The sequence below is a fragment of the Herbidospora yilanensis genome, from assembly GCF_001570565.1.
GTDB classification, from domain to species: Bacteria; Actinomycetota; Actinomycetes; order Streptosporangiales; family Streptosporangiaceae; genus Herbidospora; species Herbidospora yilanensis.
The window spans coordinates 33,517-55,263 of the sequence record NZ_BBXE01000024.1; the positions used below are offsets into that span (position 1 = coordinate 33,517).

Annotated in this window: 19 protein-coding genes; 8 read left to right on the forward strand and 11 right to left on the reverse strand. The window is 72.2% G+C overall.

Annotated elements, in window-relative coordinates; translation table 11 throughout:
* Positions 1–189: 189 nt before the first annotated feature.
* A complete protein-coding gene (locus AW273_RS18600; RefSeq protein WP_062349602.1) occupies positions 190–2,988 on the forward strand; it encodes an AbfB domain-containing protein in 2,799 nt (932 codons plus the stop codon).
* A 40-nt stretch (positions 2,989–3,028) separates the two neighbouring features.
* Here AW273_RS18600 and AW273_RS18605 read toward each other — a convergent pair whose 3' ends face one another.
* Positions 3,029–3,580 (reverse strand): SRPBCC family protein, encoded by a 552-nt coding sequence (locus AW273_RS18605; RefSeq protein ID WP_198168224.1) that lies wholly within the window; start codon positions 3,578–3,580, stop codon positions 3,029–3,031.
* Between the two features lie 273 nt (positions 3,581–3,853).
* Here AW273_RS18605 and AW273_RS18610 point away from each other — a divergent pair, with 273 nt between their 5' ends.
* From AW273_RS18610 to AW273_RS18640, 7 genes are read left to right on the forward strand one after another with little or no spacing between them, the layout of a single operon-like run.
* Positions 3,854–5,458: an ABC transporter substrate-binding protein gene (locus AW273_RS18610; RefSeq protein WP_062349603.1), complete on the forward strand. Its 1,605-nt coding sequence runs from the start codon at positions 3,854–3,856 to the stop codon at positions 5,456–5,458.
* Complete coding sequence (locus AW273_RS18615) at positions 5,455–6,411, forward strand: ABC transporter permease (protein ID WP_062349604.1); 957 nt, start codon at positions 5,455–5,457, stop codon at positions 6,409–6,411. Before AW273_RS18610 ends, AW273_RS18615 begins: the two co-directional genes overlap by 4 nt.
* On the forward strand, positions 6,408–7,244 hold the full coding sequence (locus tag AW273_RS18620) for an ABC transporter permease (protein ID WP_063910013.1): 837 nt from the start codon (positions 6,408–6,410) through the stop codon (positions 7,242–7,244). Before AW273_RS18615 ends, AW273_RS18620 begins: the two co-directional genes overlap by 4 nt.
* The gene (locus AW273_RS18625) at positions 7,241–8,932 is read left to right on the forward strand and encodes a dipeptide ABC transporter ATP-binding protein (RefSeq protein ID WP_062349605.1); all 1,692 of its coding nucleotides are present in this window, start codon (positions 7,241–7,243) and stop codon (positions 8,930–8,932) included. The genes AW273_RS18620 and AW273_RS18625 overlap by 4 nt, the downstream gene beginning before the upstream one ends.
* Positions 8,922–9,710, forward strand: a complete 789-nt coding sequence (locus tag AW273_RS18630; protein ID WP_062349606.1) for an alpha/beta fold hydrolase — start codon at positions 8,922–8,924, stop codon at positions 9,708–9,710. Before AW273_RS18625 ends, AW273_RS18630 begins: the two co-directional genes overlap by 11 nt.
* Positions 9,707–10,702 carry a 2-oxoglutarate and iron-dependent oxygenase domain-containing protein gene (locus AW273_RS18635; protein WP_062349607.1) on the forward strand — a complete coding sequence of 332 codons (996 nt, stop codon included), beginning with the start codon at positions 9,707–9,709 and terminating at the stop codon, positions 10,700–10,702. Before AW273_RS18630 ends, AW273_RS18635 begins: the two co-directional genes overlap by 4 nt.
* On the forward strand, positions 10,702–11,415 hold the full coding sequence (locus AW273_RS18640) for a DUF427 domain-containing protein (RefSeq protein WP_062349608.1): 714 nt from the start codon (positions 10,702–10,704) through the stop codon (positions 11,413–11,415). Before AW273_RS18635 ends, AW273_RS18640 begins: the two co-directional genes overlap by 1 nt.
* A 46-nt stretch (positions 11,416–11,461) precedes the next feature.
* Here AW273_RS18640 and AW273_RS18645 read toward each other — a convergent pair whose 3' ends face one another.
* From AW273_RS18645 to AW273_RS18690, 10 genes are all read right to left on the reverse strand, one after another.
* Positions 11,462–11,950 (reverse strand): RrF2 family transcriptional regulator, encoded by a 489-nt coding sequence (locus AW273_RS18645; protein ID WP_062349609.1) that lies wholly within the window; start codon positions 11,948–11,950, stop codon positions 11,462–11,464.
* A gap of 20 nt (positions 11,951–11,970) precedes the next feature.
* Positions 11,971–12,315 carry a rhodanese-like domain-containing protein gene (locus tag AW273_RS18650; protein ID WP_062349610.1) on the reverse strand — a complete coding sequence of 115 codons (345 nt, stop codon included), beginning with the start codon at positions 12,313–12,315 and terminating at the stop codon, positions 11,971–11,973.
* Positions 12,312–13,634, reverse strand: a complete 1,323-nt coding sequence (locus AW273_RS18655; protein ID WP_062349781.1) for an NtaA/DmoA family FMN-dependent monooxygenase — start codon at positions 13,632–13,634, stop codon at positions 12,312–12,314. The genes AW273_RS18650 and AW273_RS18655 overlap by 4 nt, the downstream gene beginning before the upstream one ends.
* Positions 13,631–14,761 carry an acyl-CoA dehydrogenase family protein gene (locus AW273_RS18660; RefSeq protein ID WP_062349611.1) on the reverse strand — a complete coding sequence of 377 codons (1,131 nt, stop codon included), beginning with the start codon at positions 14,759–14,761 and terminating at the stop codon, positions 13,631–13,633. The genes AW273_RS18655 and AW273_RS18660 overlap by 4 nt, the downstream gene beginning before the upstream one ends.
* Positions 14,758–16,335 (reverse strand): dipeptide ABC transporter ATP-binding protein, encoded by a 1,578-nt coding sequence (locus AW273_RS18665; RefSeq protein ID WP_062349612.1) that lies wholly within the window; start codon positions 16,333–16,335, stop codon positions 14,758–14,760. Before AW273_RS18665 ends, AW273_RS18660 begins: the two co-directional genes overlap by 4 nt.
* Positions 16,332–17,117, reverse strand: coding sequence for an ABC transporter permease (locus AW273_RS18670; protein ID WP_062349613.1), 786 nt, complete (start codon positions 17,115–17,117; stop codon positions 16,332–16,334). Before AW273_RS18670 ends, AW273_RS18665 begins: the two co-directional genes overlap by 4 nt.
* Positions 17,114–18,064: an ABC transporter permease gene (locus tag AW273_RS18675; protein WP_062349614.1), complete on the reverse strand. Its 951-nt coding sequence runs from the start codon at positions 18,062–18,064 to the stop codon at positions 17,114–17,116. The genes AW273_RS18670 and AW273_RS18675 overlap by 4 nt, the downstream gene beginning before the upstream one ends.
* Before the next feature lie 2 nt (positions 18,065–18,066).
* Positions 18,067–19,650, reverse strand: coding sequence for an ABC transporter substrate-binding protein (locus AW273_RS18680; protein ID WP_198168225.1), 1,584 nt, complete (start codon positions 19,648–19,650; stop codon positions 18,067–18,069).
* A gap of 65 nt (positions 19,651–19,715) precedes the next feature.
* Positions 19,716–20,267, reverse strand: a complete 552-nt coding sequence (locus tag AW273_RS18685; RefSeq protein ID WP_063910014.1) for an NAD(P)H-dependent oxidoreductase — start codon at positions 20,265–20,267, stop codon at positions 19,716–19,718.
* A 106-nt stretch (positions 20,268–20,373) separates the two neighbouring features.
* Positions 20,374–21,741, reverse strand: coding sequence for an LLM class flavin-dependent oxidoreductase (locus AW273_RS18690; RefSeq protein WP_062349617.1), 1,368 nt, complete (start codon positions 21,739–21,741; stop codon positions 20,374–20,376).
* Positions 21,742–21,747: the final 6 nt, after the last annotated feature.

A 21,747-nucleotide genomic window follows, 5' to 3' on the forward strand; every position in this document is an offset into this window, starting at 1 on the left:
CCCCACAACGATCATGGTGTCCACGTGATCACACGGAGTCGCGCACGCCGCCGAACTCCTCCTGGACCAGCCCGAAGACCCCGCGGACGGCGAGCGGCGGCCGCAGCGCCACGAGCACGCCGTGCCGTGCCGTGCGGTGCCGTGGTGCAATGTGATCGCTTCACGAGCCCCCACCTTTGGAGAGGCGCCATGCGTACACGAGGAGTGCTCTTAGCCGTTCTGCTCGCGGTCCTGTTCACCGCCCAGCCCGCCCACGCGATCCCGGCGAAGACCCCGCCGTTGTCGACGCCGTGGACGAGCCAGGCCCTCACCGGCACACCCCTGCCCGACTACCCCCGCCCGCAGATGACCCGCCCCGACTGGCAGAACCTCAACGGGGAGTGGCAGCTCCGCCAGTCGGCCACCGACGACGCCCCGCAGTTCGGCGTCACGCTGCCCGAACGCGTCAATGTCCCGTTCGCCGTCGAGTCGGCCCTGTCGGGCGTCATGCGCCCGGCGAACGACAACCGCTACCACCTCTTCTACCGGCGTACCTTCACCGTCCCGCCGTCCTGGACGGGCCGGCGGGTGCAACTGCACTTCGGCGCGGTCGACTGGCAGGCGAGCGTCTGGGTCAACGGCCGTTCGATGGGCACCCACCGGGGCGGCTACGACCGCTTCGAGTTCGACGTCACCGACGCGCTCAACGGCGGCGTCAACGAACTCGTCGTCAAGGTGTACGACCCGACCGACTCGGCCCACAACGGCAGCCACCCGCTGATCGGCAAGCAGACCCGCACCCCGTCGAACATCTTCTACACCCCGGTCTCCGGCATCTGGCAGACCGTCTGGCTCGAACCGACCCCCGCGGCCTCGATCTCCGGCGCCGACCTGTCCGCGAACCTGGCCGCCAACTCCCTGCGAGTCCGCGTCTCCACCAGGGGGAACGTGAACGGCCACACGGTGCTGGCCGAGGCCCTGAACGGCACGACCGTGGTCGGCACCGCCACCGGCGGTTTCGCCGAGTTCAGCGTCCCGGTCCCGAACGCCCGCCGCTGGACCCCCGACGACCCCTTCCTCTACAACCTGCGCCTGACCCTCCGGAACGCGGCGGGCCAGACCGTCGACCGGACGACCCACTACTTCGGCATGCGCGAGGTCGGCACCCGCCTGGTCAACGGCGTGCTGCGGCCGACCCTCAACGGCGAGTTCGTCTACCACCTCGGCACCCTCGACCAGGGCTACTGGCCCGACGGCCTCTACACCGCCCCCACCGACGCCGCCCTCGCCTTCGACCTGCAGAAGCACAAGGACCTCGGCTTCAACATGGTCCGCAAGCACATCAAGGTCGAACCCCAGCGCTGGTTCTACCACGCCGACCGCCTGGGCCTGCTGGTCTGGCAGGACATCCCGTCGATGACGGCCGCCAACAAGGACGTCTCGGCCTCGGCCGCCGCCCAGTTCGAGGCCGAGGCCCGCGAGATCGTCGACGAACACCGCAGCTCACCGGCGGTCGTCACGTACGTGCCGTTCAACGAGGGCTGGGGCGAGTGGAACCTGGCCGACACGCGCCGCATCATCCAGAACCTCAAGAATCAGGACCCCACCCGCCTGGTCAACGGCCACAGCGGCTTCAACTGCTGCGCCAGCCTCGGCGACCCCGGCAACGGCGACATGATCGACTGGCACGCCTACACGGGCCCGGACGCGCCTGACCCGTCCGCGACCCGGATCTCCATCCTCGGCGAGTTCGGCGGCCTGGGCCTGCGCACCCCCGGCCACGAGTACAGCCCGCACGGCGGCTTCTTCGCGTACGAACAGCAGTCCAGCGCCGCCCAGCTCAACGACCGCTACACCGGGATGGTCCGCGACCTGCGCGAACTCGTCGTGAAGAAGGGCCTCAGCGGTTCGGTCTACACCGAGATCACCGACCTGGAGGGCGAGTACAACGGCCTGCTGACCTACGACCGCCGCGTCCAGAAGGTCGACACCGCCCAGGTCCGCGCCGCCCACCAGTCGCTGCTGGCGCTGGCCGGGAACCAGAACGCGGCCCCCAACCTGAAGATCGGCCACGTCCGCTCGTTCCGCGTCACGACGACCGGCCACACCGACCGCTACCTCCGCCACACGAACTCCCTGGCCCGCACCGACGTGCTGACGACCGGAAGCGGGGACGGCCCCCGCCAGGACGCCTCCTTCCGCACCGTCCCCGGCCTGTCCGACCCGCGCTGCTACTCCTTCGAGTCGGTCAACCTCCCCGGCCGTTACCTCCGGCACGCCAACTCGATCGTCCGCCTCGACCCCGACACCGGCGGCCCCTTCGCCGCCGACGCGACCTGGTGCTCCCGCCCCGGCCTGTCCGGCGGCGGCACCTCGTTCGAGTCGGCCAACTTCCCCGGCGCCTACCTGCGCCACCACGCCGACAACGTCTACCTGGCCCGCGCGAGCGGCCCCAACCCCTTCGACGGCGGCGCCGCCTTCACCGCCGACGCGACCTGGGACGTGTCGGCCCCCGCCCTGTGGCGCAGCGGCACGATCCTCCCCGTGGACGTGCGCCGCTCACTCCAGGTCCAGACCTGGGGCTTCACCAACCGCTACCTGCGGCACGCCGACAGCCTCGGCTTCACGGAGGTCGTCGACGCCGGGAGCGGCACCCTGCTCAAGAACGACGCGACGTGGACGATCCGGCGCGGCCTGGCCGACACCAGTTGCTACTCGCTGGAGTCGGTGAACTTCCCGGGACGGTACCTGCGGCACGCCGCCTCCCGGGCGCGGATGGACGCCGACGACGGCAGCGGCCTGTTCGCCCAGGACGCGACGTGGTGCGCGCGGCCCGGCCTGCAGGGCGGCGGAGTGACCCTGGAGTCGATCAACTATCCGGGCTCCTACCTGCGCCACTTCGACGCCCAGGTGTGGTCGGCGAACGGCACGGGCGGCACCTGGAACCGCCCCCAGACCCTGACGGCCGACAGCACGTGGAACCTGGCGGCCCCCTGGGCGCCGCAGTGACGTGAGAGGGCCTCCCGGCGACGCCGGGAGGCCCTCGCCGTCAGGCGCCGAGCGTCCGCCGCAGCGCGTCGAGGCCCCCGCTCAGCACCCGGTGGACGACGGCGACCGCCTCCTCCTCGGTGACCCCCTCCGGGGTGAAACAACCCGTCCACTCCACGCGGGACCTCTCCGGTTCGCCGGGAACCTCGTGGACGGCGATGGTGGCGCGGTAGTCCCGCACCGGCAGGGGCGGCTCGGGAGCGGAGTAGCCATAGGTGCGGCCCCGCTCGTCGAAGTGCTGGAGGCGCTCGACGATGACGACGCCGTCCTTGGTGGTGACCCGGCGCACGCGGCCCCCTTCGAGGAGTTCGCCGCCCGTGATGGAGGGCAGCCAGTCGGGTAAGGAGCCGAAGCCGCCGATGAGCCCCCAGACGCGGTCGGGGGAGGCGGCGAGGTCGGCGGACGCGGTCGTGCTGGCCATGGTGGTCTCCTGTGTCTCTCCGCTCGGGCCCGGGTACCAGGCCGGCCCGAGTGCCCGCGGCGTGCCGGTGCCCCGGCCGCCGAACATGGTGTCGTACTGCGACTCGTAACCGACCGAACCCGACTCGTCCACCCTGAACGGGGCTGTGGGCGACCCGCCGAAGGCGAGGTACGAGTAGCCGCCGGGGGACAGCCGCAGAGTGTGGGGCGTCCGGGTCTCCCGCCGGCCCGCCCGGCCACGCCGAAGTGGGTGGAGGCGACCGCCGTGGCGTCGACGGTGACCGGCAGCCCGGTGGTGGTCACCGTGGTGGTGCCCGTGCCGGAGAGGCGGGCCGATATTTCATGCACTACCTATAGAGAATAAGGGGATTGACAACCCCTAATACCTACTTGAATAGTAGGCATCATGGATCTCCCCGGTAACGCCACCCTCGACCGCCTTCCCGGCCTGTCCCGACGTGTCTTCATCGGAGGGACGGCCCTGACCGCCCTCCTGGCCGCCTGCGGTACCGGGACGACCACCACTCAAAGTCCCGCCCAGACCCAGCCCACCGCCCAGCCCTCCCAGGTGCCCAGGCGCGGCGGGATCCTCAAGGCGGGGTCGCCGCCGCCGCCGACCAAGGTCGACCCCGTCACCATGTACGACGGCACGGCGATCGCCATCACGCAACTGGTGGCCGACTACCTCATCTGGCTCGAGAAGGACTTCACGCTCGTGCCGCGCCTGGCCGAGAAGTGGGAGAGCTCCGACGGCGGCAGGACCTGGGTGTTCACGATCCGGCAGGGTGTCGTCTTCTCCGACGGCACCCCGCTGGACGCCGAGACCGTCAAGGTCTCGTTCGACCGCCTGCTCGACCCCGACTCCAAGTCGGCCGCCCTGTCGGCCTTTGACGGCGTGCTCAAGGAGGGCGGCGTCGCCGCCACCGACGCGGGCACCGTCACGTTCACGCTGGAGCGGGCCTTCTCCGACTTCCCCTACCTTGTCTCGGCCGGCAACTACAACGCGCTCATCCTGAAGAAGGACTACGCGAGCGGTGGCGACATCATCGGCACCGGCCCCTTCACCCTCACCACATACGACGCGTCGACCGGCGCCACCCTCACCCGCAACCCGAAGTACTGGCAGCAGGATCGGCCCTACCTCGACGGCGTCGAGATCCGCTTCTACGCCGACGACCAGGCCGACCTGCTCGCCCTGCAAAGCGGCGAGATCGACGCCCAGATCCTCAGCCGCCCGCAGCTCGTCGGCCCGCTCAAGGGCGCCGGTGACATCGTGGTCGACCAGGTGCCCGGCACCGGCCTGACCGCCTTCACGCTCCGCGTCGACCAGCCGCCGTTCGACCGCAAGGAGAACCGCCAGGCCGTCGCGTACGCCCTCGACCGCCCCGGCGTGAACACCACGATCTACGACGGCGTCGGCGCGCTCGGCAACGACCACCTGTTCGCCGCGCTGTTCCCGGCCGCGCCGGCCGACCTCCCGCAGCGGGCCAAGGACCCGGCCAAGGTCGCCGAACTGCTCGGTGGGCGGAAGCTCAGCTTCGCGCTGACCTTCGACCCGCCCGGCAAGGACCTCGCGCTCACCATCCAGGCCCAGCTCAAGGAGGTGGGCATCGAGGTCGAGCTCGACCAGCGCACCTCCGCCGACTTCTACGGCGGCGACCAGGAGAAGGACACCCCGTGGTTGTTCACCTCGGCCAACCTGGTCGGCTGGGCGGGCCGCGCGGTGCCGAGCCAGTTCATCGTCCCGATGGTCATCAGCGACGGCGTCTGGAACGGCTCCAAGTACGCCAACCCGGCCCTCGATGAGGCGGCCCGCGCCTACGACGCGGCCACGACCGACGAGGAGCGGCGGGCCCAGGCGGCCATCATCGCCGGGGCGCTGCACGAGGACGTGCCGGTGATCATCTCCGTCTGGTCGGGCACCGTCCGGGCCTACAACGGCGCGAAGGTCGCCGGTGTCGCGGCCCACCCGTCGAGCTACGTCGACTTCAGCGAGGTCACGGTCCTGTGAGGGGCTTCCTGCTGCGCCGCGCCGCGACCGTGCCGCTCACGCTGCTCGGGGTGTCGCTCCTGGTGTTCGCCGCCACGGAGCTGGTGCCCGGCGACGTGGCGCGCATCATCCTGGGGCGCGAGGCGAGCCAGGCGTCGGTCCAGGCGTTGCGGGACGAACTCGGCCTCGACCGGCCCTGGTTTCAGCGCTACGCCGACTGGCTGGGCGGCTTCCTCACCGGCGACTGGGGGACGTCGTACACGCTCGGCGTGCCCGTCCAGGACCTGGTGGTCAGCCGTCTGGGCCAGTCGCTGCTGCTGGCCGGAGTCGCGTTCACGGTGCTCGCGCCGGTAGCGGTGGGCCTGGGACTGTGGGCCGGGGTACGGCACGACCGGGCCGCCGACCGGGTGATCAGCGTCGGTGGGCTGGCCTTCGGCGCGGTGCCCGAGTTCGTCACCGGGGTCGTCCTCCTGGTGGTGTTCGCGGTGAACCTGCGCTGGTTCCCCTCCGGCGCCCAGGCGCCCGAGGGGTCGGGGCCGCTGACCGTCCTGTGGCACCTGGCCCTGCCCGCCTTGTCGCTGGTGCTGCTGTGCACCGGGTACGTCGCCCGGCACGTCCGCGCCGGAACCGCCGTCTCGGTGGAGAGCGCCTACGCGCGCGCCGCCGAGCTGCGTGGGCTGACACGCGGCCAGGTGGTGCGGCGGCACGTGCTGCGCAACTCGACCGTCCCGGCGGCGAGCGCGCTGGGCGTGCAGCTCCAGTTCCTGCTCGGCGGGCTGGTGTCGGTGGAGCTGCTGTTCGGCTACCCCGGCATCGGAGCGCTGCTGCTGCAGTCGGCGGTCGACAAGGACCTGCCGGTGCTGCAGTCGGCGGCGATGGTGCTCGGGCTGCTCTACATGGTGATCGTGCTGGGCGCCGACGTGGCGTACCGGCTGCTCGATCCGCGGGTCCGGCTCGGGGCGGTGGCCTCGTGAGCGCGGCGGGCGTCACCGCCACCCGGGTGGTCACCCGGCCCCGCAGGCGGTTCCGGGTCGCGCTGGGCGCCGGGGTCGCGCTCATCGCGGCCTGGACCGTCGTCGCGGTGTGCTGGCCGGTGCTGGCGCCGTTCGACCCGGAGGCGCAGGACCCGCTGTCGCGTTTCCTCGCCCCGGGCGGCGCCCACCTGCTGGGCACCGACCAATTCGGGCGCGACGTGTTGTCCCGGATGCTCGCGGGGGCGCGCCCGGTCCTCCAGGTGGCGCCGTTCGCGACCGCGCTCGGCGTGCTGCTCGGCACGGCGATCGGGCTGGTGGCCGGGACGCTGGGCGGGATCATCGACGAGATCGTCATGCGCGTCCTGGACGCCGTCGCCATCTTCCCGGCCATCATCGCGACCGTGTTGTTCGTGGCGCTGGCGGGCCGGTCGGTCACGGTGATGGTGCTGGTCATCGCGGGCGCGTTCACGCCGATCGTGGCCCGCAGCGTACGGGCGGCCACACTGGTCGAACGTGAGAAGGCCTACGTGGAGGCGGCCCGGCTCAGAGGCGGCTCCACGATCCGGGAGATCCTGCCCAACATCGGCCCGACCGTCCTGGTGGAGGCCACCTCCCGGTTCGGCGACGCCATCTTCGCGGCGGCCACCCTGTCCTTCCTCGGCCTCGGCCAGCCGCCGGGCTCCCCCGACTGGGGCGCCTCGGTGTCGGACAACCGGCTCTGGCTGACCAACGCCCCCTGGACGGTGCTCGCGCCCGCCCTGGCCATCGCCTCCCTCGTGATCGGCATCGCACTGACCGCCGACTCCCTGCGCGGACGGCGGGAGCGGTCATGATCGCCGTCGACGGGTTGTCGGTCGCCTACCAGGGCGTGGAGATCGTCCGCGAGGTGTCGTTCACGGTCGCCCCGGGACGCACGTACGGGCTGGTGGGGGAGTCAGGCAGCGGCAAGACCACGCTGGGCCGGGCCCTCGGCCGGACCGGTGGCGACATCACCGCCGGGCGGATCAGCGTGGACGGTACCGACGTGCTGGCCCTCTCACCGAGGGAACTGCGGGCCTGGCGGGCGTCGTCGCTGGCGGTCGTCCACCAGGAGGCGGGGGCGGCGCTCGATCCGACGATGCGCGTCGGCGCGCAGCTCGCCGGGGCGCTCCGTGTCCAGGGCCGCCCGCGCGGCGACGTGGCCGACCTGCTGGAAAAGGTCCGGCTGCCGGGTGAGGCGGCCCGCCGCTATCCCCACCAGCTCTCGGGTGGCCAGCGGCAGCGAGTCGTCATCGCTGCCGCGCTGGCCGGGCGCCCCAGACTGCTGGTCCTGGACGAGCCCACGACCGGCCTGGACGCCACCGTCGAACACGAGATCCTCGACCTCATCTGGGCGCTGCGCGCCGACATCGGCGCGGCCGTCGTGCTGATCAGCCACGACCTCGCCTTGGTCGGCCGCCTCTGCGACGACGTCGGCGTGCTCTACGCGGGCCGCCTCGTCGAGGAGGGGCCGGCAGCGCGGGTGCTGTCGGCGCCGCGGCACCCGTACACCAAGGCCCTGATCGACAGCGCGCCCCGGATCGGCGCGGACAGCGTCCCGGCCGCCATCCCCGGGCAGCCGCCCGCGCCCGGGGAAGCGCCGCCGGGCTGCGCGTTCGCGCCCCGCTGCGCCGCCGCCGACGACCGCTGCCGGACCGTGCCGCCCGGCCTGGCCGACGGCGCGCGTTGCCACCACCCGGGCGCGCGGGCGGTGGTGCCGGTCCCGGCGCTGCCGCACCGCAGGCAGGAGGTCACACCTCTCATCGAGGTGCGGAACCTGACACGGGCGTACGGGAGGACCCGGGTCCTCGACGACGTCTCGCTGAGCATCGGGCGCAACGAGATCGTCGGCCTGGTGGGGGAGTCGGGCAGCGGCAAGACCACCCTCGCCCGTGCCGTCGCGGGCCTCGGCCGTCGAGGCGGGGGAGTCATCACCCTCGACGGCGCCGAGCTGCCCGTCGAGGTCGGCCGCCGCGACCCCGCCACCCGGCGGCGCGTTTCGATGGTGTTCCAGGACTCCGACGCCTCGCTCAACCCGTCGCACACGGTCCGCACGATCCTGGCCCGCGCCCTCGGCGGGCCGGAAAGGGTCGAGGAGCTCGCCGCGCTCGCGGCGCTCGAGCCCCACCTGCTCGACGTGCGCCCCCACCGATTGTCGGGCGGGCAGAAGCAGCGTGTCGCCATCGCCCGCGCCTTCGCCGGCCGGCCCGACCTGATCGTCTGCGACGAGCCGGTGTCGGCGCTCGACGTGAGCGTGCAGGCCGGGGTGCTGCGCACCCTGGCCGACCAGCAGGCCCTCACCGGGGTGTCCTACCTGTTCATCTCCCACGACCTGGCCGTGGTCTGCCAGCTCGCCGACCGCGTCGCGGTCATGAGCGGGGGCCGGATCGTCGAAGAAGGGCCCGCCGAACGAATCCTGCGCGAGCCCCGCCACCCGTACACGATCGGCCTCCTGCGGGCGGCCGGTCACGAGCCCTCTCAACGGAGGCGTCATGTCCACTGAAGTAGCCGAGCGGGAGTTCACCTCGCTCGCCGGAATCGCGCAGCAACTCGGCATCCGGCCGCCGGGGCCGCGCCACATCCAGCGTCGCTGGGTGAGCATCGTCACGGGCGGCCACGTGAGCGGCCTGACCTGGGGAAAGCCGTCATACGACCTGGTGCTGCTCCATGAGGCCGGACGCAGCGCACGCCAGTGGGACCGGCTGCTGCTGGAGCTCGACCGGCCGGCGCTGGCCGTCGACCTGCCGGGCCACGGCCGCTCCGACCGGCGCGACAACGGCGTCTACGCGCCGCGCCGCCTGGCCGGCCCGGTCGCCGAGGCCATCCGCTCCTTCGCGCCCGGCCGCAAGGTCGTCGCGGGGGCCGGGCTCGGCGCGCTGACCGCCATCGCCCTGTCGATCCGCCATCCCGACCTGATCGGGCGGCTGGTCCTCCTCGACACGCTGCCCGGGACGCTGGACACGCTGCCCGCGTACCGGACGCACTCCTCACCGGAGGAGGCCCGCGCCTGGCTGGAGGAGCACCGGCCCGGCACCGACGACGACGTCCGCACCGAACTGCTCCGCGAGGCCGACGGCCACTGGGTGTGGCGGCACCACCTCCCGGTCTCGCCCGACCTCGACGACGAGACCCTGTGGGGGCCGCTGGCCTCCGTGCAGGCGCCCGTCGTGCTCGTCCGCGGCCGCCGGCTCGACGACGCCGCCGTCGAACGGTTCCGCGCAGAGCTGCCCAACGCCCACGTGACCACCGACCCGCACACCACCCTCGGAGGAACCCCATGACCGTCATCGACCTTCAGCTCGCCCTCAGCGACGACGCCCCGCAGGACCTGCTCGACTCCGTCCACGAGGCCGCGACCCGGATCGGCATCCTCCAGGTCGTCAACCACGGCGTCGACCAGGAACTGATCGACGACTTCCACGACCGGATCGGCGCCGTCCTCGAACTGCCGCGCGCGGAGAAGGCCAAGCTGGCCAGCCCCACCGGCCACCCCTACCGGGGCTGGCGTCAGTGGCCCGACGACCTCGGCCGCCTGGAGCTGGAGCGCTTCAACATCGGCCAGTTCGACTCGGTGGAGGAGGCCGTCGCGGCGGGCCTGTCCGAGGAGTACGCCCAGCTCTACAAGCACCCCAACGTCTGGCCCGAAGGCCTGCGCGAGGTCGCCCGCGCCTACCACGACGCCTCGGTCGGCGTCGCCGAGAAGGTCCTGGCCCTGTACGCCAAGGTCCTCGGCGTGCCGGTGGAGACCTTCCCGGTGAACGGCCGCCCCTACTACACGAGCTTCGTCGTCAACGACTACCCGACCTGGCCCGTCGACCAGGAGGACGACGACAAGCTGCTCCTCCTGGAGCACGCCGACGGCTCGGCCCTGACGGTCCTGCACCAGCGCGGCGACTACGCCGGGCTCCAGGGCCAGGCCCCGGACGGAAGCTGGATCCCCATCCCGATCGTGCCCGGCGCGCTCCAGGTCTTCTCGGGCCACATCCTGGCCAAGTGGACCAACGACCGGCTGCGGGCCGGCCGCCACCGCGTCGTCGCCGGCGGTACGGTGACGCGGCGATCGACCGGTGTGTTCTGGCATCCGTCGCTTGACACGGTCATCGAGCCGCTCGCGCCCTTCGTCGACGCGGACGGCACCGACTACGAGCCCTCGCTGCTGTGGGACCGGGCGAAGAACCAGGTGGAGGACTACCTTCAGGTCTTCGGCCGCCCCGACCAGGTCGCCGCCTGGCGCGCGGGCCGCCCGTACGTCGCGGAACTGGCGGAGGTCTGATGCTCTACGACGGCACCTTCAACTGGGAGCCGAGCGGCCGCTGGGTGCGCGGCGTGCGAGGCGGTGTCACGGTCGTCGACAGCAAGGCCCCGATCCTGGTCTGGGGCTCCGACCACCCGGTGCCCGCCTACGCCTTCCCGGCCGCCGACGTGCGCGGCCTGACCTCTGACGGGAACCTGGACGTCGACGGCGAGATCCTCACGGGTGTCGTGACCACCTACCCCGAACTGCCCGATCACGTGTCGATCGCCTGGTTCCGGCACGAGGGCACCGTTCTCGACCACTGGTACGAGGAAGAGGAGGAGATCTTCGTGCACCCCCGCGACCCCTACAAGCGGGTCGACCCGATCCCGAGCTCGCGCCACGTCCGCGTCGAGATCGGCGGCCGTGTGGTCGCCGACACCAGGAACCCCGTCCTCCTGTATGAAACGGGCCTGCCCACCCGCTACTACGTGCCCCCGGGCGACGTCGACTTCGCCCTGCTGGAGCCGACCGACAGCAGCACCCGCTGCCCCTACAAGGGCGAGGCCTCCTACTGGTCGCTGCGCGAACCGGTCGAGGGCGTGCCCGCCGACATCGCGTGGGCCTATCACGACCCGATCCCGGCGGCGGCGGGCATCAAGGACCACGTGGCGTTCTACAACGAGTTCGTCGACATCATCGTGGACGGTGTGAAGGAGGACCGCCCGGAGACGGTGTTCAGCCGGAAGTAGACGTACGGGACGGCCCCGGGGGATGCCCCGGGGCCGTCGTCGCGCGTCAGGTTCCCGACGTGTGCATCGGGTTGGCGTACCAGTGGGTGACCCACGCGTCGGGGGAGGCGGCCAGTTCGCGAATGTGCTCGGGGAGGGTCCCGGCGACCACGTCGGCGAGGGTGACCGATTCGAGGATCGACCGCAGCGCCGCGCGCACCGACACCCAGACCACCTGGAGGCTCTCCGACGGCGGGCCGTAGTCGACGTCCTGCGGGCACTCGCCCCGGATGACGGTCAGCGGGCCGTTGAGCGCCCTGATGACGTCGGCCACGACGATGCGGTCGGCGGGGCGGCTGAGCCGGTGGCCCCCGCCGGTGCCGCGCTGGCTGACGACCAGGCCGGTGCGCCGCAGCTCCGCCATGATCGCTTCGAGGAACTTGTGGGGGATCTCCTGGCTCTGCGCCAGTTCCTCGGAGCTGACCGGGCGGTCGGCGTGCGCGGCGAGCTGGGCCAGGGCGCGCAGGGCGTAGTCGGTCTTGGCCGAGATCCGCACCTCAGCCGGCCCGGTGACGGTTACGCGTCGTGCGGAGTGGTCTCAAAGCCCTGTTCCTTCCATGCGCCGAATCCGCCGTGGATGTGGCTGACCCGGGTGTAGCCCAGCTCGGCCAGGGTGTCGACCACAGGACCCGATCCGCGTTCCGAAGAGCAGAAGACCACGATATCCCGATCGTGGTCGATGTCGGATTCCGTGCCGAATCGCCGGGACACCTCGATCTTCGCCACCGCCAGCGCGGCCGGCAGCACGCCGTTCTCCACCCGGGCCTCCGGGCGGCGGACGTCCACGAAGAGCGCCCCCTCGGCGTGTCTGCGGGCCGCCTCGGCGGGGTCGATCAGGTTGTGGTCGCTGAGCTCGCTCATGCTGTTCCTTCCTCGATATCCAGGTGAGAGCGCAGGGTGGCGCCCTCGTAGTCGGCGCGTACCAGGCCGCGTTCCTGCAGGATCGGCACGACCAGCGCGACGAACGCCTCGATGCCGCCGGGGGCGATCGGCATCATCAGGTTGAAGCCGTCGGCGGCCTCGTGCTCGAACCAGTACTGGAGCTGGTCGGCGACCCGCACCGGGTCGCCGACCAGCGCCCACATCCCCAGCGGGGCCAGTCCGGTCAGGTGCCCGGCCAGCTCGCCCAGGGTGAGGTCGCCCTCGGCGGCCAGGGTGCGCAGCTCGACGAAGCCGGTCACCGAGCCGTTGAAGTCCTCGGGCCTGGGCAGCAGGTGCAGGGGCACCTTGTCGTCGGCGTCGTAGCCGGTCAGGTCGACGCCGAGCAGGCCGCCGAGCGCGGTCAGCGCGGCCGGGTTCGGGATGCGCCGTTCCTCGATCTCCCTGACCAGCTCACGGGCCTCCTTCTCGGTGGCGGCGACGTAGGGGACCACGCCGGGCAGCACCTTGACGTCGCGGCCCCTGGCCGCCGCGCCCTGCTTCAACGCGCGGTAGGTGCCCCTGGTCTCCTCGATCGTCATCGAGCGGGCGTAGACGGCGTCGGCGTAGGCCGCGGCCAGGTCGATGCCCGCCGGGGAGGCCCCGGCCTGGACGATCACCGGGCGGCCCTGCGGTGAGCGGGGCACGTTCAGCGGCCCGGCGACCTGGAAGTGGTCGCCTCGGTAGCCGATCGGGGTGATGCCGCCGGGGCGGATCATCACGCCGCCCTCACGGTCGGCCACGACCGCGTCGGGGGTCCAGCTCGTCCACAGCCTCTGGAGGATCTCGGCGAACTCGCGGGCCCGGGCATAGCGGTCGGCGTGCTCGATGTGCCGGGTCCGGCCGTGGTTGCGGGCGACGGCGTCACCGGCGGAGGTGACCAGGTTGACGCCCGCGCGGCCCTTGCTGAGCAGGTCGAGCGAGGCGATCTGGCGGGCCACCGTGAACGGGTCGCCGTAGCTGGTGGAGATCGTCGGGATGAGGCCGATCCTGGTGGTGGAGGCGGCGATGGCGGCGAGCAGGGTGATCGGCTCGAACGGGGTGTTGGCCAGCGCGTCGTTGGGGTCGGGGCGCAGCGCCGGGGTGTCGGCGATGAAGATCGAGTCGAACTTCCCGGCCTCGGCGACGCGGGCGAGTTCCACGTAGTAGTCGAGATCGAGGGCCCGGTCGGTCCGGCTGGCGGGGTGACGCCAGGCGAACGTGTGGTGGCCGACGCCGCTGATGTTGAAGTTCAGTGACAACTGCCGGGGTCGGGTGGTCACGCCCACGGACCTTTCTGGTCGAGGCCCAGCACCGACTGCGCGATCGTGGCGATCACGACGTCCTCGTTGGGCGGGTTGAAGAGGGCGACGCGCAGGTCGCGGTGGTGCCGGGCGAGCGGGTTGTCGTTCCAGACCGACGCGCCGCCGACCAGGCGGGTGGCGTGGTCGACCGCGTCGGAGGCGTGCCCGTGCACGAGCAGCTTGGTGGCCATGGCGAGGGGCGGGTCGGGCCGGCGCAGGGTGTCGGCCAGCAGGACCCGGGCCTGGAGGAGGGCGAGTTCGACGCGGGCGGCGTGCTCCTGGGTGCGGGGCTGCTCGGCCCGGGTGCCCGGCCTGCCGTCGGAGCGCGGCCCGGCGGCGAAGTCGAGCGCGACCCGCCGGGCCGCCTCGGCGATCCCGAGGTGGATGGAGGCCAGCAGCAGCGACCACCAGACGCCGAACGTGTGGATCAGCTCGGGCGGCGGGTCCGGGTCGTACGCCGCCGCGACGGCTCCGGCCGGGACGGTCACCTCGGTCAGGAACACGTCGTGGGAGGCCGTGCCGCGCAGCCCGAAGGTGTCCCAGGTGGGCTCGATCCGGACGCCGGGCGCATCGGCGGGCACGTCGAAGGTCCGCACGACCTCGCCGGCCGTCGCCGAGACGAACAGCCGGTCGAGGACCAGGCTGCCGGTCACGTAGCGCTTGTGGCCGGTCAGCGTCCACGACCCGTCGGGCCCTTCGACGGCGACGGTGCGGATCGGGCCGCCCCGGCTGGGCGCGCCGCTGAACCCCTCGCTGCTGGCGAAGTTGACCAGGCCCTCGTTCACGGCCAGCCACCGGGCGAGGTCCCTGGTCGCCTCCGGCGGATCGGGCGGGGTGAGCAGCCGGGTGGCGTGGATGTAGTGCATGGTCAGGATCAGCGCGGCCGAGGCGTCCGCCGATGCGAGGGCGCGGATCACCGCCGAGGCGGCGGGCAGGGTGGCGCCGCCGCCGCCGTACTCGCGCGGGATGACGAACGACGGCAGCCCGGCCGCTCTGATCTCCGCGAACGTCTGGGCCGACAGCTCCTCGGCCGCCGCCCGCGCGGCGATGCCGGGCGCGATCCCGGCCAGCGCGGCCAGCGCCTCCTCTTCGGTCAGGGGGGTCACCGGTCGGTGCCCGATCGTACGGTCTGTCCGGGTACCGCCATGAGAAGTTCCTTCGTGTACGGATGTTGGGGACTGTCGAAGACGTCGGCGACCGGCCCGGCCTCCACCACGGCGCCCTCGCGCAGGATGGTGACCTCGTGGGAGATCTGCCGCACCACTGCCAGGTCGTGGGAGATGAACAGGTAGCTCAGGCCGAGCTCGTCCTGGAGCCTGACCAGCAGCCGCAGGATCTGGTCCTGCACGGACACGTCCAGGGCGGAGACGGGTTCGTCCAGCACGATGAGATCGGGGTGCAGCGCGAGCGCTCGGGCGATGGCGACCCGCTGGCGCTGCCCGCCGGACAGCTCCGTGGCCCGCCGGTCGATGGTCGCGGCCGGGAGCGCGACCTTGTCGAGCAGTTCGGCCGCGCGCCGCCGCCGGGCCGCCCGGTCGCCCTCGCGGAAGGCCTGGAGCGGCTCGTCGATGATCGCGCCGATGGTCAGCCGGGGGTCGAGGGAGGAGAACGGGTTCTGGTAGACGGGCTGGAACCGGCGCCGCAGCGGGCGCAGCGCCCGCCGGGACGACTCGGTGACGTCGGTGCCGTCGAAGACCACCCGGCCGCTCGTGGGGGCGGCCAGCCGCAGCGCGATGCGGGCGGTGGTCGACTTGCCCGACCCCGACTCGCCGACCAGGCCGACCGTGCGACCCTTGGGCACCACGAGGTCGACGTCGCGGACGGCGACGGTCGTGCCGCCCGGATGGCGGAACTCCTTGCGCACGCCGCGCAGTTCCAGCAGCGGCGGCGCGCCCGGCGCCGCGGTTCTGGCCGGAGCGCTCAGCGACGGCACCGCCTCCAGCAGCCGCACCGTGTACGGCTGGGCGGGCCGAGCCAGCACGTCGCGCGAGGGCCCCGTCTCCACGATCTCGCCGTCGCGCATCACCACGATCCGGTCGGCGCGGTCGGCCGCCACCCCCAGGTCGTGGGTGATCAGCAGGACCGCGGTGCCCTCGGCGGCGGTGAGCGTGGCCAGGTGGTCGAGGATGCGGCGCTGGACGGTGACGTCCAGGGCGCTGGTCGGCTCGTCGGCGACCACCAGTTTCGGAGCGCAGGCCAGGGCGATGCCGATGAGCACCCGCTGGCGCATCCCGCCGGACAGTTCGTGCGGGTAGCGGCCGGCCTGGCCCGGCAGCCCGGCCTGTTCCAGGATCGCCGCCACCCGTTCCTTCACGGTGCGGCGGGTGGCGCGCCGGTGCAGGAGCAGCACGTCGGCGACCTGGGCGCCGACGCGGCGCACCGGGTTGAGCGCGACCGCCGGATCCTGCGGCACGAAGCCGAGGTCGGCGCCGCGCAGGTGCCGCCAGGCCCGCTCGGGCCAGTGGGTGACGTCCTGCCCGGCGAACTCGATCGTGCCCCCGGTGACGCGGGCGGCGGAGGGCAGCAGGCCGGTGACGGCGTGCGCGGTCGTCGACTTGCCCGACCCCGACTCGCCGACCAGCGCCACCACCTCACCGGCCGCCACCTCCAGGCCGATCCCGCGGACCGCTTCGGTCGTGCCGTACGAGATGCGCAGGTCGGAGATCTTCAGCAGGGTCATCGGTCCTCCAGTGCCCGCGAGACCCGGTTGGCCGCCAGCATCGTCGCCACGATGACCGCCCCCGGCAGGGTGGTCAGCCACCAGGCGTTGGCCAGGTGGTTGCGGCCCTCGGAGACCAGCGACCCCCATTCGGGCGCGGGCGGCGCCGCGCCGAACCCGAGGAAACTGAGCGAGGACACCGCCAGGATCGCGGTGCCGAACTCCAGGGCCGCCAGCACCAGCACCGAGCCGATCGCGTGCGGCAGCACGTGCCGGAACAGGATCCGCACCCGGCCGACGCCGAGGGCCCCGGCCGCCTCGACGAACACCTGGGTCCCGGCCCGCAGCACGTCCGACCGCATCACCCGGGCGAACCCGGCCACCGCCGCGATACCCACCGAGATCGCCACGTTGACGGTCCCGAACCCCAGCACGGTCACCACCGCCAGCGACAGCAGCAGGCCGGGGATGGAGAGCATGACGTCCACGCAACGCATCACGATCTCGTCGAGCCGGCCCCCGGCGTAGCCGGAGAGGAGACCGAGCGCGGTGCCGGCGACGAAGCCGACCGCGACGGCCAGCGCGGTGGCGCTGAGCGACAACGAGGCGCCGTGCACCACCCGCGAGAACAGGTCGCGGCCGAGCTGGTCGGTGCCGAACCAGTGCGCGGCGCTCGGCGGCAGCAGTTTCTCCTTCGGCACCCCGGCCAGCGGGTCGTGCGGCGCGAACCACTCGGGCACGACCGCCCACGCCAGCACCACCGCCAGGAACACGACGGCCGCCCACAGCCCCGGCCGCCTCACGCCCGCACCGCCCGCGACGGCCTGATCCGCGGATCGAGCAGCGGATAGACCAGGTCGACGGCCAGGTTGACGACGACGAACACCAGCGCCGACAGCACCACCAGGCCCTGGATCATCGGGATGTCCTGGGCCGAGACGGCCTCCTCGACGAGCCGCCCGACGCCGAGCCGGGAGAACACGGTCTCCACCACGATCGCCCCGGCGAGCAGGTTGCCGACGGTCATCCCGACGAGGGTGAAACCGGGCAGCGAGGCGTGCCGGAGCACGTCGCGGAACAGGATGCCCGGCCGGGAGCCGCCCTTGGCCCGCGCGGTCACCACGAACGGCTCCCGCCAGGTCGACAGCAGGCTCTTGGCCAGCACCTGCGCGATCACCGCCGCGGTCGGCAGCGCCAGCGTCACCGCGGGCAGCACCACGGAACCGGCGCCCTGGTTGCCGATGGCCGGGAACCAGCCCAGCCGGAAGGAGAAGATCTGCAAGAGGATCAGCCCGGCCCAGAACGACGGCACCGACACCAGCAGCGGGGGCAGCGACAGCAGCAGCCGCCGCGCCCATCCGCCGCGCAGCAGCCCGGCCAGCAGGGCGGTCCCGCCGCCGAGCAGCAGGGCCAGCGCGAACGCCGCCGCCGCCAGCCGCAGCGTCTCGGGGAACGCCTCACCGATGAGCTGGGTCACCGGTACCCGCTGCGGGATCGAGGTGCCGAAGTCGCCGCGCGCGAACCGGCCCAGGGCGATGCCGTACTGGACGTAGAACGGGTCGTCCAGGTGGTATTCGGCGCGCAGCGCGGCCACCGCCGCGGGATCGAGTTCCCCCATCGACCCGGTGGAGGCCAGCATGATCTCCACCGGGTCGCTGGGCAGCAGGTACAGGATGACGAAGCTCGCGGTGAAGGCCGCCCACAGGACGAACACGCCCTGCGCGACCCTGCGGGCCAGGTAGCGGGCCACCGTCAGCCGGCCAGTTTCGTGTCGTAGAGGAAGTGGGCGGCGTAGGTGTCGAGGAGGTAGCCGCTGACGGCGGGGGAGACCGCGACGACCTTGGTCTGCTCGCGCAGCGGGATCCAGTGGCCGTGCTCGATCGTGTAGTGCTGGAGCTCCTGCGCGGCGGCGGTGCGGGCCTCCGGGGTGGCGGCCTCGTTCAGCGCGTCCGCCTTCGCCTCCAGCTCGGGCTGCTCGGCGTTGAGCAGGGCCGCGTTCGACTTCTTGAACAGCCCGGCCAGGAAGTCGATGTCCTTGCTCGCGCCCGAGCCGGTGAGGAAGTCGTAGTCGGCCTTGGAGATGTCCTTCAGCATGGCCGCGTTGTCGGCCGGGGTGTTGGCCTTGATCTCCACCGCGATCCCGATGCGGCCGAGCTGCTGCTGGACCAGCTCCAGCTCCTGCTGGGTGGCGCCGAAGAAGTTGCCCACGATGTAGGTGATCTTCGGGGCGAGCCGCACCCCGTCCTTCGCCCGGACTCCGTCGGCGCCGGCCACCCAGCCCGCCTCGTCGAGCAGCTTCTTGGCGCCCTCGGGGTCGTAGGCCAGGTCGGTGCCGAAGTCCTTCCAGCCCGCCGTCGTCGACGACACGATGCTGCTGGGGGTCTGGTAGATCTCCGGGTAGAGGGTGCCGGTGATCTCGGCCCGGTCGATGCCCTTCTGCACCGCCCGCCGCACGGCGTCGTCGGAACCGAGCGGGCTGTACGGATTGGGCCGCATCCCCGGCACCAGGTTCGGCACCACCTTGGACACGATGGTCTGCCCGGCGTCGCGTAGCTGCGCCAGGTCGGTGACCGGGATGTCGTCGCTGATGTCGAACTGGCCGCTGGTCAGCCCGCCCACCCGGACGCTCGACTCGGGCACCGCCTCGAAGGTGACGGACGGCAGGTAGGCGGCCCCCTGGTGCCCGGCCACCCCGGCGGCGCTCCAGTTGTAGTCGTCGCGCCGCTTCAGGACGATCGACTTGTCCTTGACGATCTTGTCGAACACGAACGGCCCGGTCCCGACCAGCTCGCCCGCGCACCGCTGCTCGGGCGTCTTGGCGAGCGTCGCTTGGGACAGGATCGCCAGGTAGGGGTCGCTGGCGTTGCGCAGGAACCCCAGCTCGGGGAGTTTGAACGTCAGCCGGACGGTCGACGGGTCGACCGCCTCGGCCGACTGGAAGCTGTTGAGGGCGTTCAGCACGAGGGTGTCCGACTTCGCCAGCGTGATCAGCTCGGCCAGCTTGGTGAAGTTGTCGGCCACCACCTGGGCGTCGAGAGGGGTGCCGTCGCTGAAGGTGACGCCCTTGCGCAGGTGGAAGGTGAACTCGGTGAACTCGTCGTTGACCTCCCACTTCTCGGCCAGCCGGGGCACGATCTCGCCGGTCTTCGGGTCCTGGTCGGTCAGCGTGTCGAGGATCTGGTGGGTGACCGTGCTGTTGCGGCCGCCGGAGAGGGCGACGTCCAGGCAGGCCTGGAAGCTGGACACGGCGATGGTGAGGCCGCCGGAACCGCCGCCCGCGGCGGGGGCGGACGGCTCACGCGCTCCCGCGCAGGCGGTCAGTAGCGCGGTGGTCACTCCGAGGATCGGCAAAAGGGCATGGCGAGGGGACATCTCGTACCTTCTAGCTTTTGTGGGGGAGGTCAGCGGGAGAGGGCGTCGCGCCGCTCGGCGTCGGCGAGCGTGTCGGCGAACCGGCGGCAGACCTGCGTCACCCGGGCTTCGCTCTCGCCTTTCAGGCCCACCCCGCAGGGGTGGGGGACGATCTCGGAGTCGAGGACGAACGCGCCCTGCCCGACCTGACCGCAGCCGAGCGCGGTCAGCACCGGCCGCAGCGCGTAGTCGACGGCGAGCAGGTGCCCCCGGCTCCCGCCGTTGGCCAGCGGCAGCGCGACCTTCCCGGCCAGCGCGCCCGGAGGCAGCACGTCGAGAAAGGCCTTCAGCAGCCCCGAGAAGGACGACTGGAAGATCGGGGTGGCCACCACGACCCCGTCGGCCTGGTCCAGGATGTCGATCGAACCACGGATGTGCGGCTCGCCGGAGTCACCGGCGAGCAGCGCGGCGGGCGGCAACTCGGCCGGACTGATCCGCACCGTGGTGTGCCCCTTGAGTTCCAGCCGCTCGGCGACGTACTCCACCACCGAGGCGGTGGGGCCCGGCACCGGGCCCCCGATCATCGCTACGACAAGGGCCATGACGCGTTGTCCACATGGTCTCGTACGATCACGGAAACCATACTTCCATACTAGTTTGGTAGGTTTCAAGGGTTTTTCATCACCGCAGGTCAGTGAGGGGCCCGGCTCACCCGGCCCGGTACCCCGAGGCGGGATGGTCCGCGCTGACCCGGGTCACACCCGGCCCGTAGAAGGTCTCGCGCAGGGTCGTCCCGGGATAGGAGTCCCAGACGCGCCCCCGCCGGCGCAGCTCCGGCACGGCCAGGTCGACGAAGTCGCGGAAGGTCACCGGCGGCACCGGGTCGGCGATGTTGAAGCCGTCCAGGTCGCCCTCTTCGATCCAGCGTTCCAGTTCGTCGGCGACCGTCGCGGGCGAACCCGCGATCACCGGGCCGCCGCCGCCCACGCCGACGAACTCGGCGATGGCGCGCGGGGTCCAGCGGGTGGTGGGGTCGAGCGTGGTGAACAACTCGACCATGCCCCGGATGCCGTCGGTGTCGACGTACTCCAGCGGGGTGTCGGGGTCCAGTCCGGACAGGTCGATGTGCATGAGAGCACTCCAGCGGGCCAGGCTGCCCTCGACGCTCGTGTAGCTCTGGTAGTCGCGCAGCTTCGCCGCCGCCTCCTCGTCGGTGTCCGCGACGATCACGGTGGCGATGGCGAAGAACTTCACCGACTCGGGGTCGCGCCCGTTCTCCGCGGCGCGGGCGCGGATGTCGTCCACGAGCGTGCGCGCCATGTCGGGGCGGTAGGTGCTGAGGAAGACGCCCTCGGCGTGCCGGGCGGCGAAGGCCCGGCCGGCCGGGGAGGTGCCGGCCTGGTAGAGCACCGGGGTCCGCTGGATCGACGGCTCGAACAGGGCGATGTCGGGCACCTGGTAGTGCTTTCCGCGGTGGCGTACCGGATGGACCTTCGACGGGTCGGCGAACACGCCGGCCCCGGCGTCGCGGATCACCGCGCCGTCCTCCCAGCTCCCCTCCCACAGCTTGTAGACGACCTCCATGAACTCCTCGGCGACGGCGTACCGCTCGTCGTGGGGGAGCTGGGAGTCGCGGCCGAGGTTGCGGGCGGGGCTGTCGAGGGCGGAGGTCACGATGTTCCAGCCGACGCGCCCGCCGGTCAGGTGGTCGAGCGTGGCCATCTTCCTGGCGAACTGATATGGCTGCTCGTACGTCGTGGACACCGTCACCGCGAAGCCGAGGTGGCGCGTGACGGCGGCCATCGCGCTGATGCTCAGCAGCGGGTCGTTCGTCGGGGTCTGGATGCCGTCCCGGAGCGCCGCGTCGACACTGCCCTGATAGACGTCGAGCGGGCCGAGGGCGTCGGCGACGAACAGGGCGTCGAAGGTGCCGCGCTCCAGGATGCGCGCGGTCTCCAGCCAGTGGTCCAGGTCGCGGTAGCGGTGGGCCTGGCTGTCGGGGTGCCGCCAGAGGCCCATCGCCGTGTGGCCGACCGTCGACTGACGCAGGCCGTGAAGTCTGATCCGCTTCGCCATGGGTCC

What these genes read in the sequence shown, in the direction of transcription:
- AW273_RS18600 (WP_062349602.1), top strand. Translation starts at nt 190, where the DNA reads ATGCGTACACGAGGAGTGCTCTTAGCCGTTCTGCTCGCGGTCCTGTTC.
- AW273_RS18610 (WP_062349603.1), top strand. Translation starts at nt 3,854, where the DNA reads ATGGATCTCCCCGGTAACGCCACCCTCGACCGCCTTCCCGGCCTGTCC.
- AW273_RS18625 (WP_062349605.1), top strand. Translation starts at nt 7,241, where the DNA reads ATGATCGCCGTCGACGGGTTGTCGGTCGCCTACCAGGGCGTGGAGATC.
- AW273_RS18630 (WP_062349606.1), top strand. Translation starts at nt 8,922, where the DNA reads ATGTCCACTGAAGTAGCCGAGCGGGAGTTCACCTCGCTCGCCGGAATC.
- AW273_RS18635 (WP_062349607.1), top strand. Translation starts at nt 9,707, where the DNA reads ATGACCGTCATCGACCTTCAGCTCGCCCTCAGCGACGACGCCCCGCAG.
- AW273_RS18640 (WP_062349608.1), top strand. Translation starts at nt 10,702, where the DNA reads ATGCTCTACGACGGCACCTTCAACTGGGAGCCGAGCGGCCGCTGGGTG.
- AW273_RS18650 (WP_062349610.1), bottom strand. Translation starts at nt 12,315, where the DNA reads ATGAGCGAGCTCAGCGACCACAACCTGATCGACCCCGCCGAGGCGGCC.
- AW273_RS18665 (WP_062349612.1), bottom strand. Translation starts at nt 16,335, where the DNA reads ATGACCCTGCTGAAGATCTCCGACCTGCGCATCTCGTACGGCACGACC.
- AW273_RS18685 (WP_063910014.1), bottom strand. Translation starts at nt 20,267, where the DNA reads ATGGCCCTTGTCGTAGCGATGATCGGGGGCCCGGTGCCGGGCCCCACC.
- AW273_RS18690 (WP_062349617.1), bottom strand. Translation starts at nt 21,741, where the DNA reads ATGGCGAAGCGGATCAGACTTCACGGCCTGCGTCAGTCGACGGTCGGC.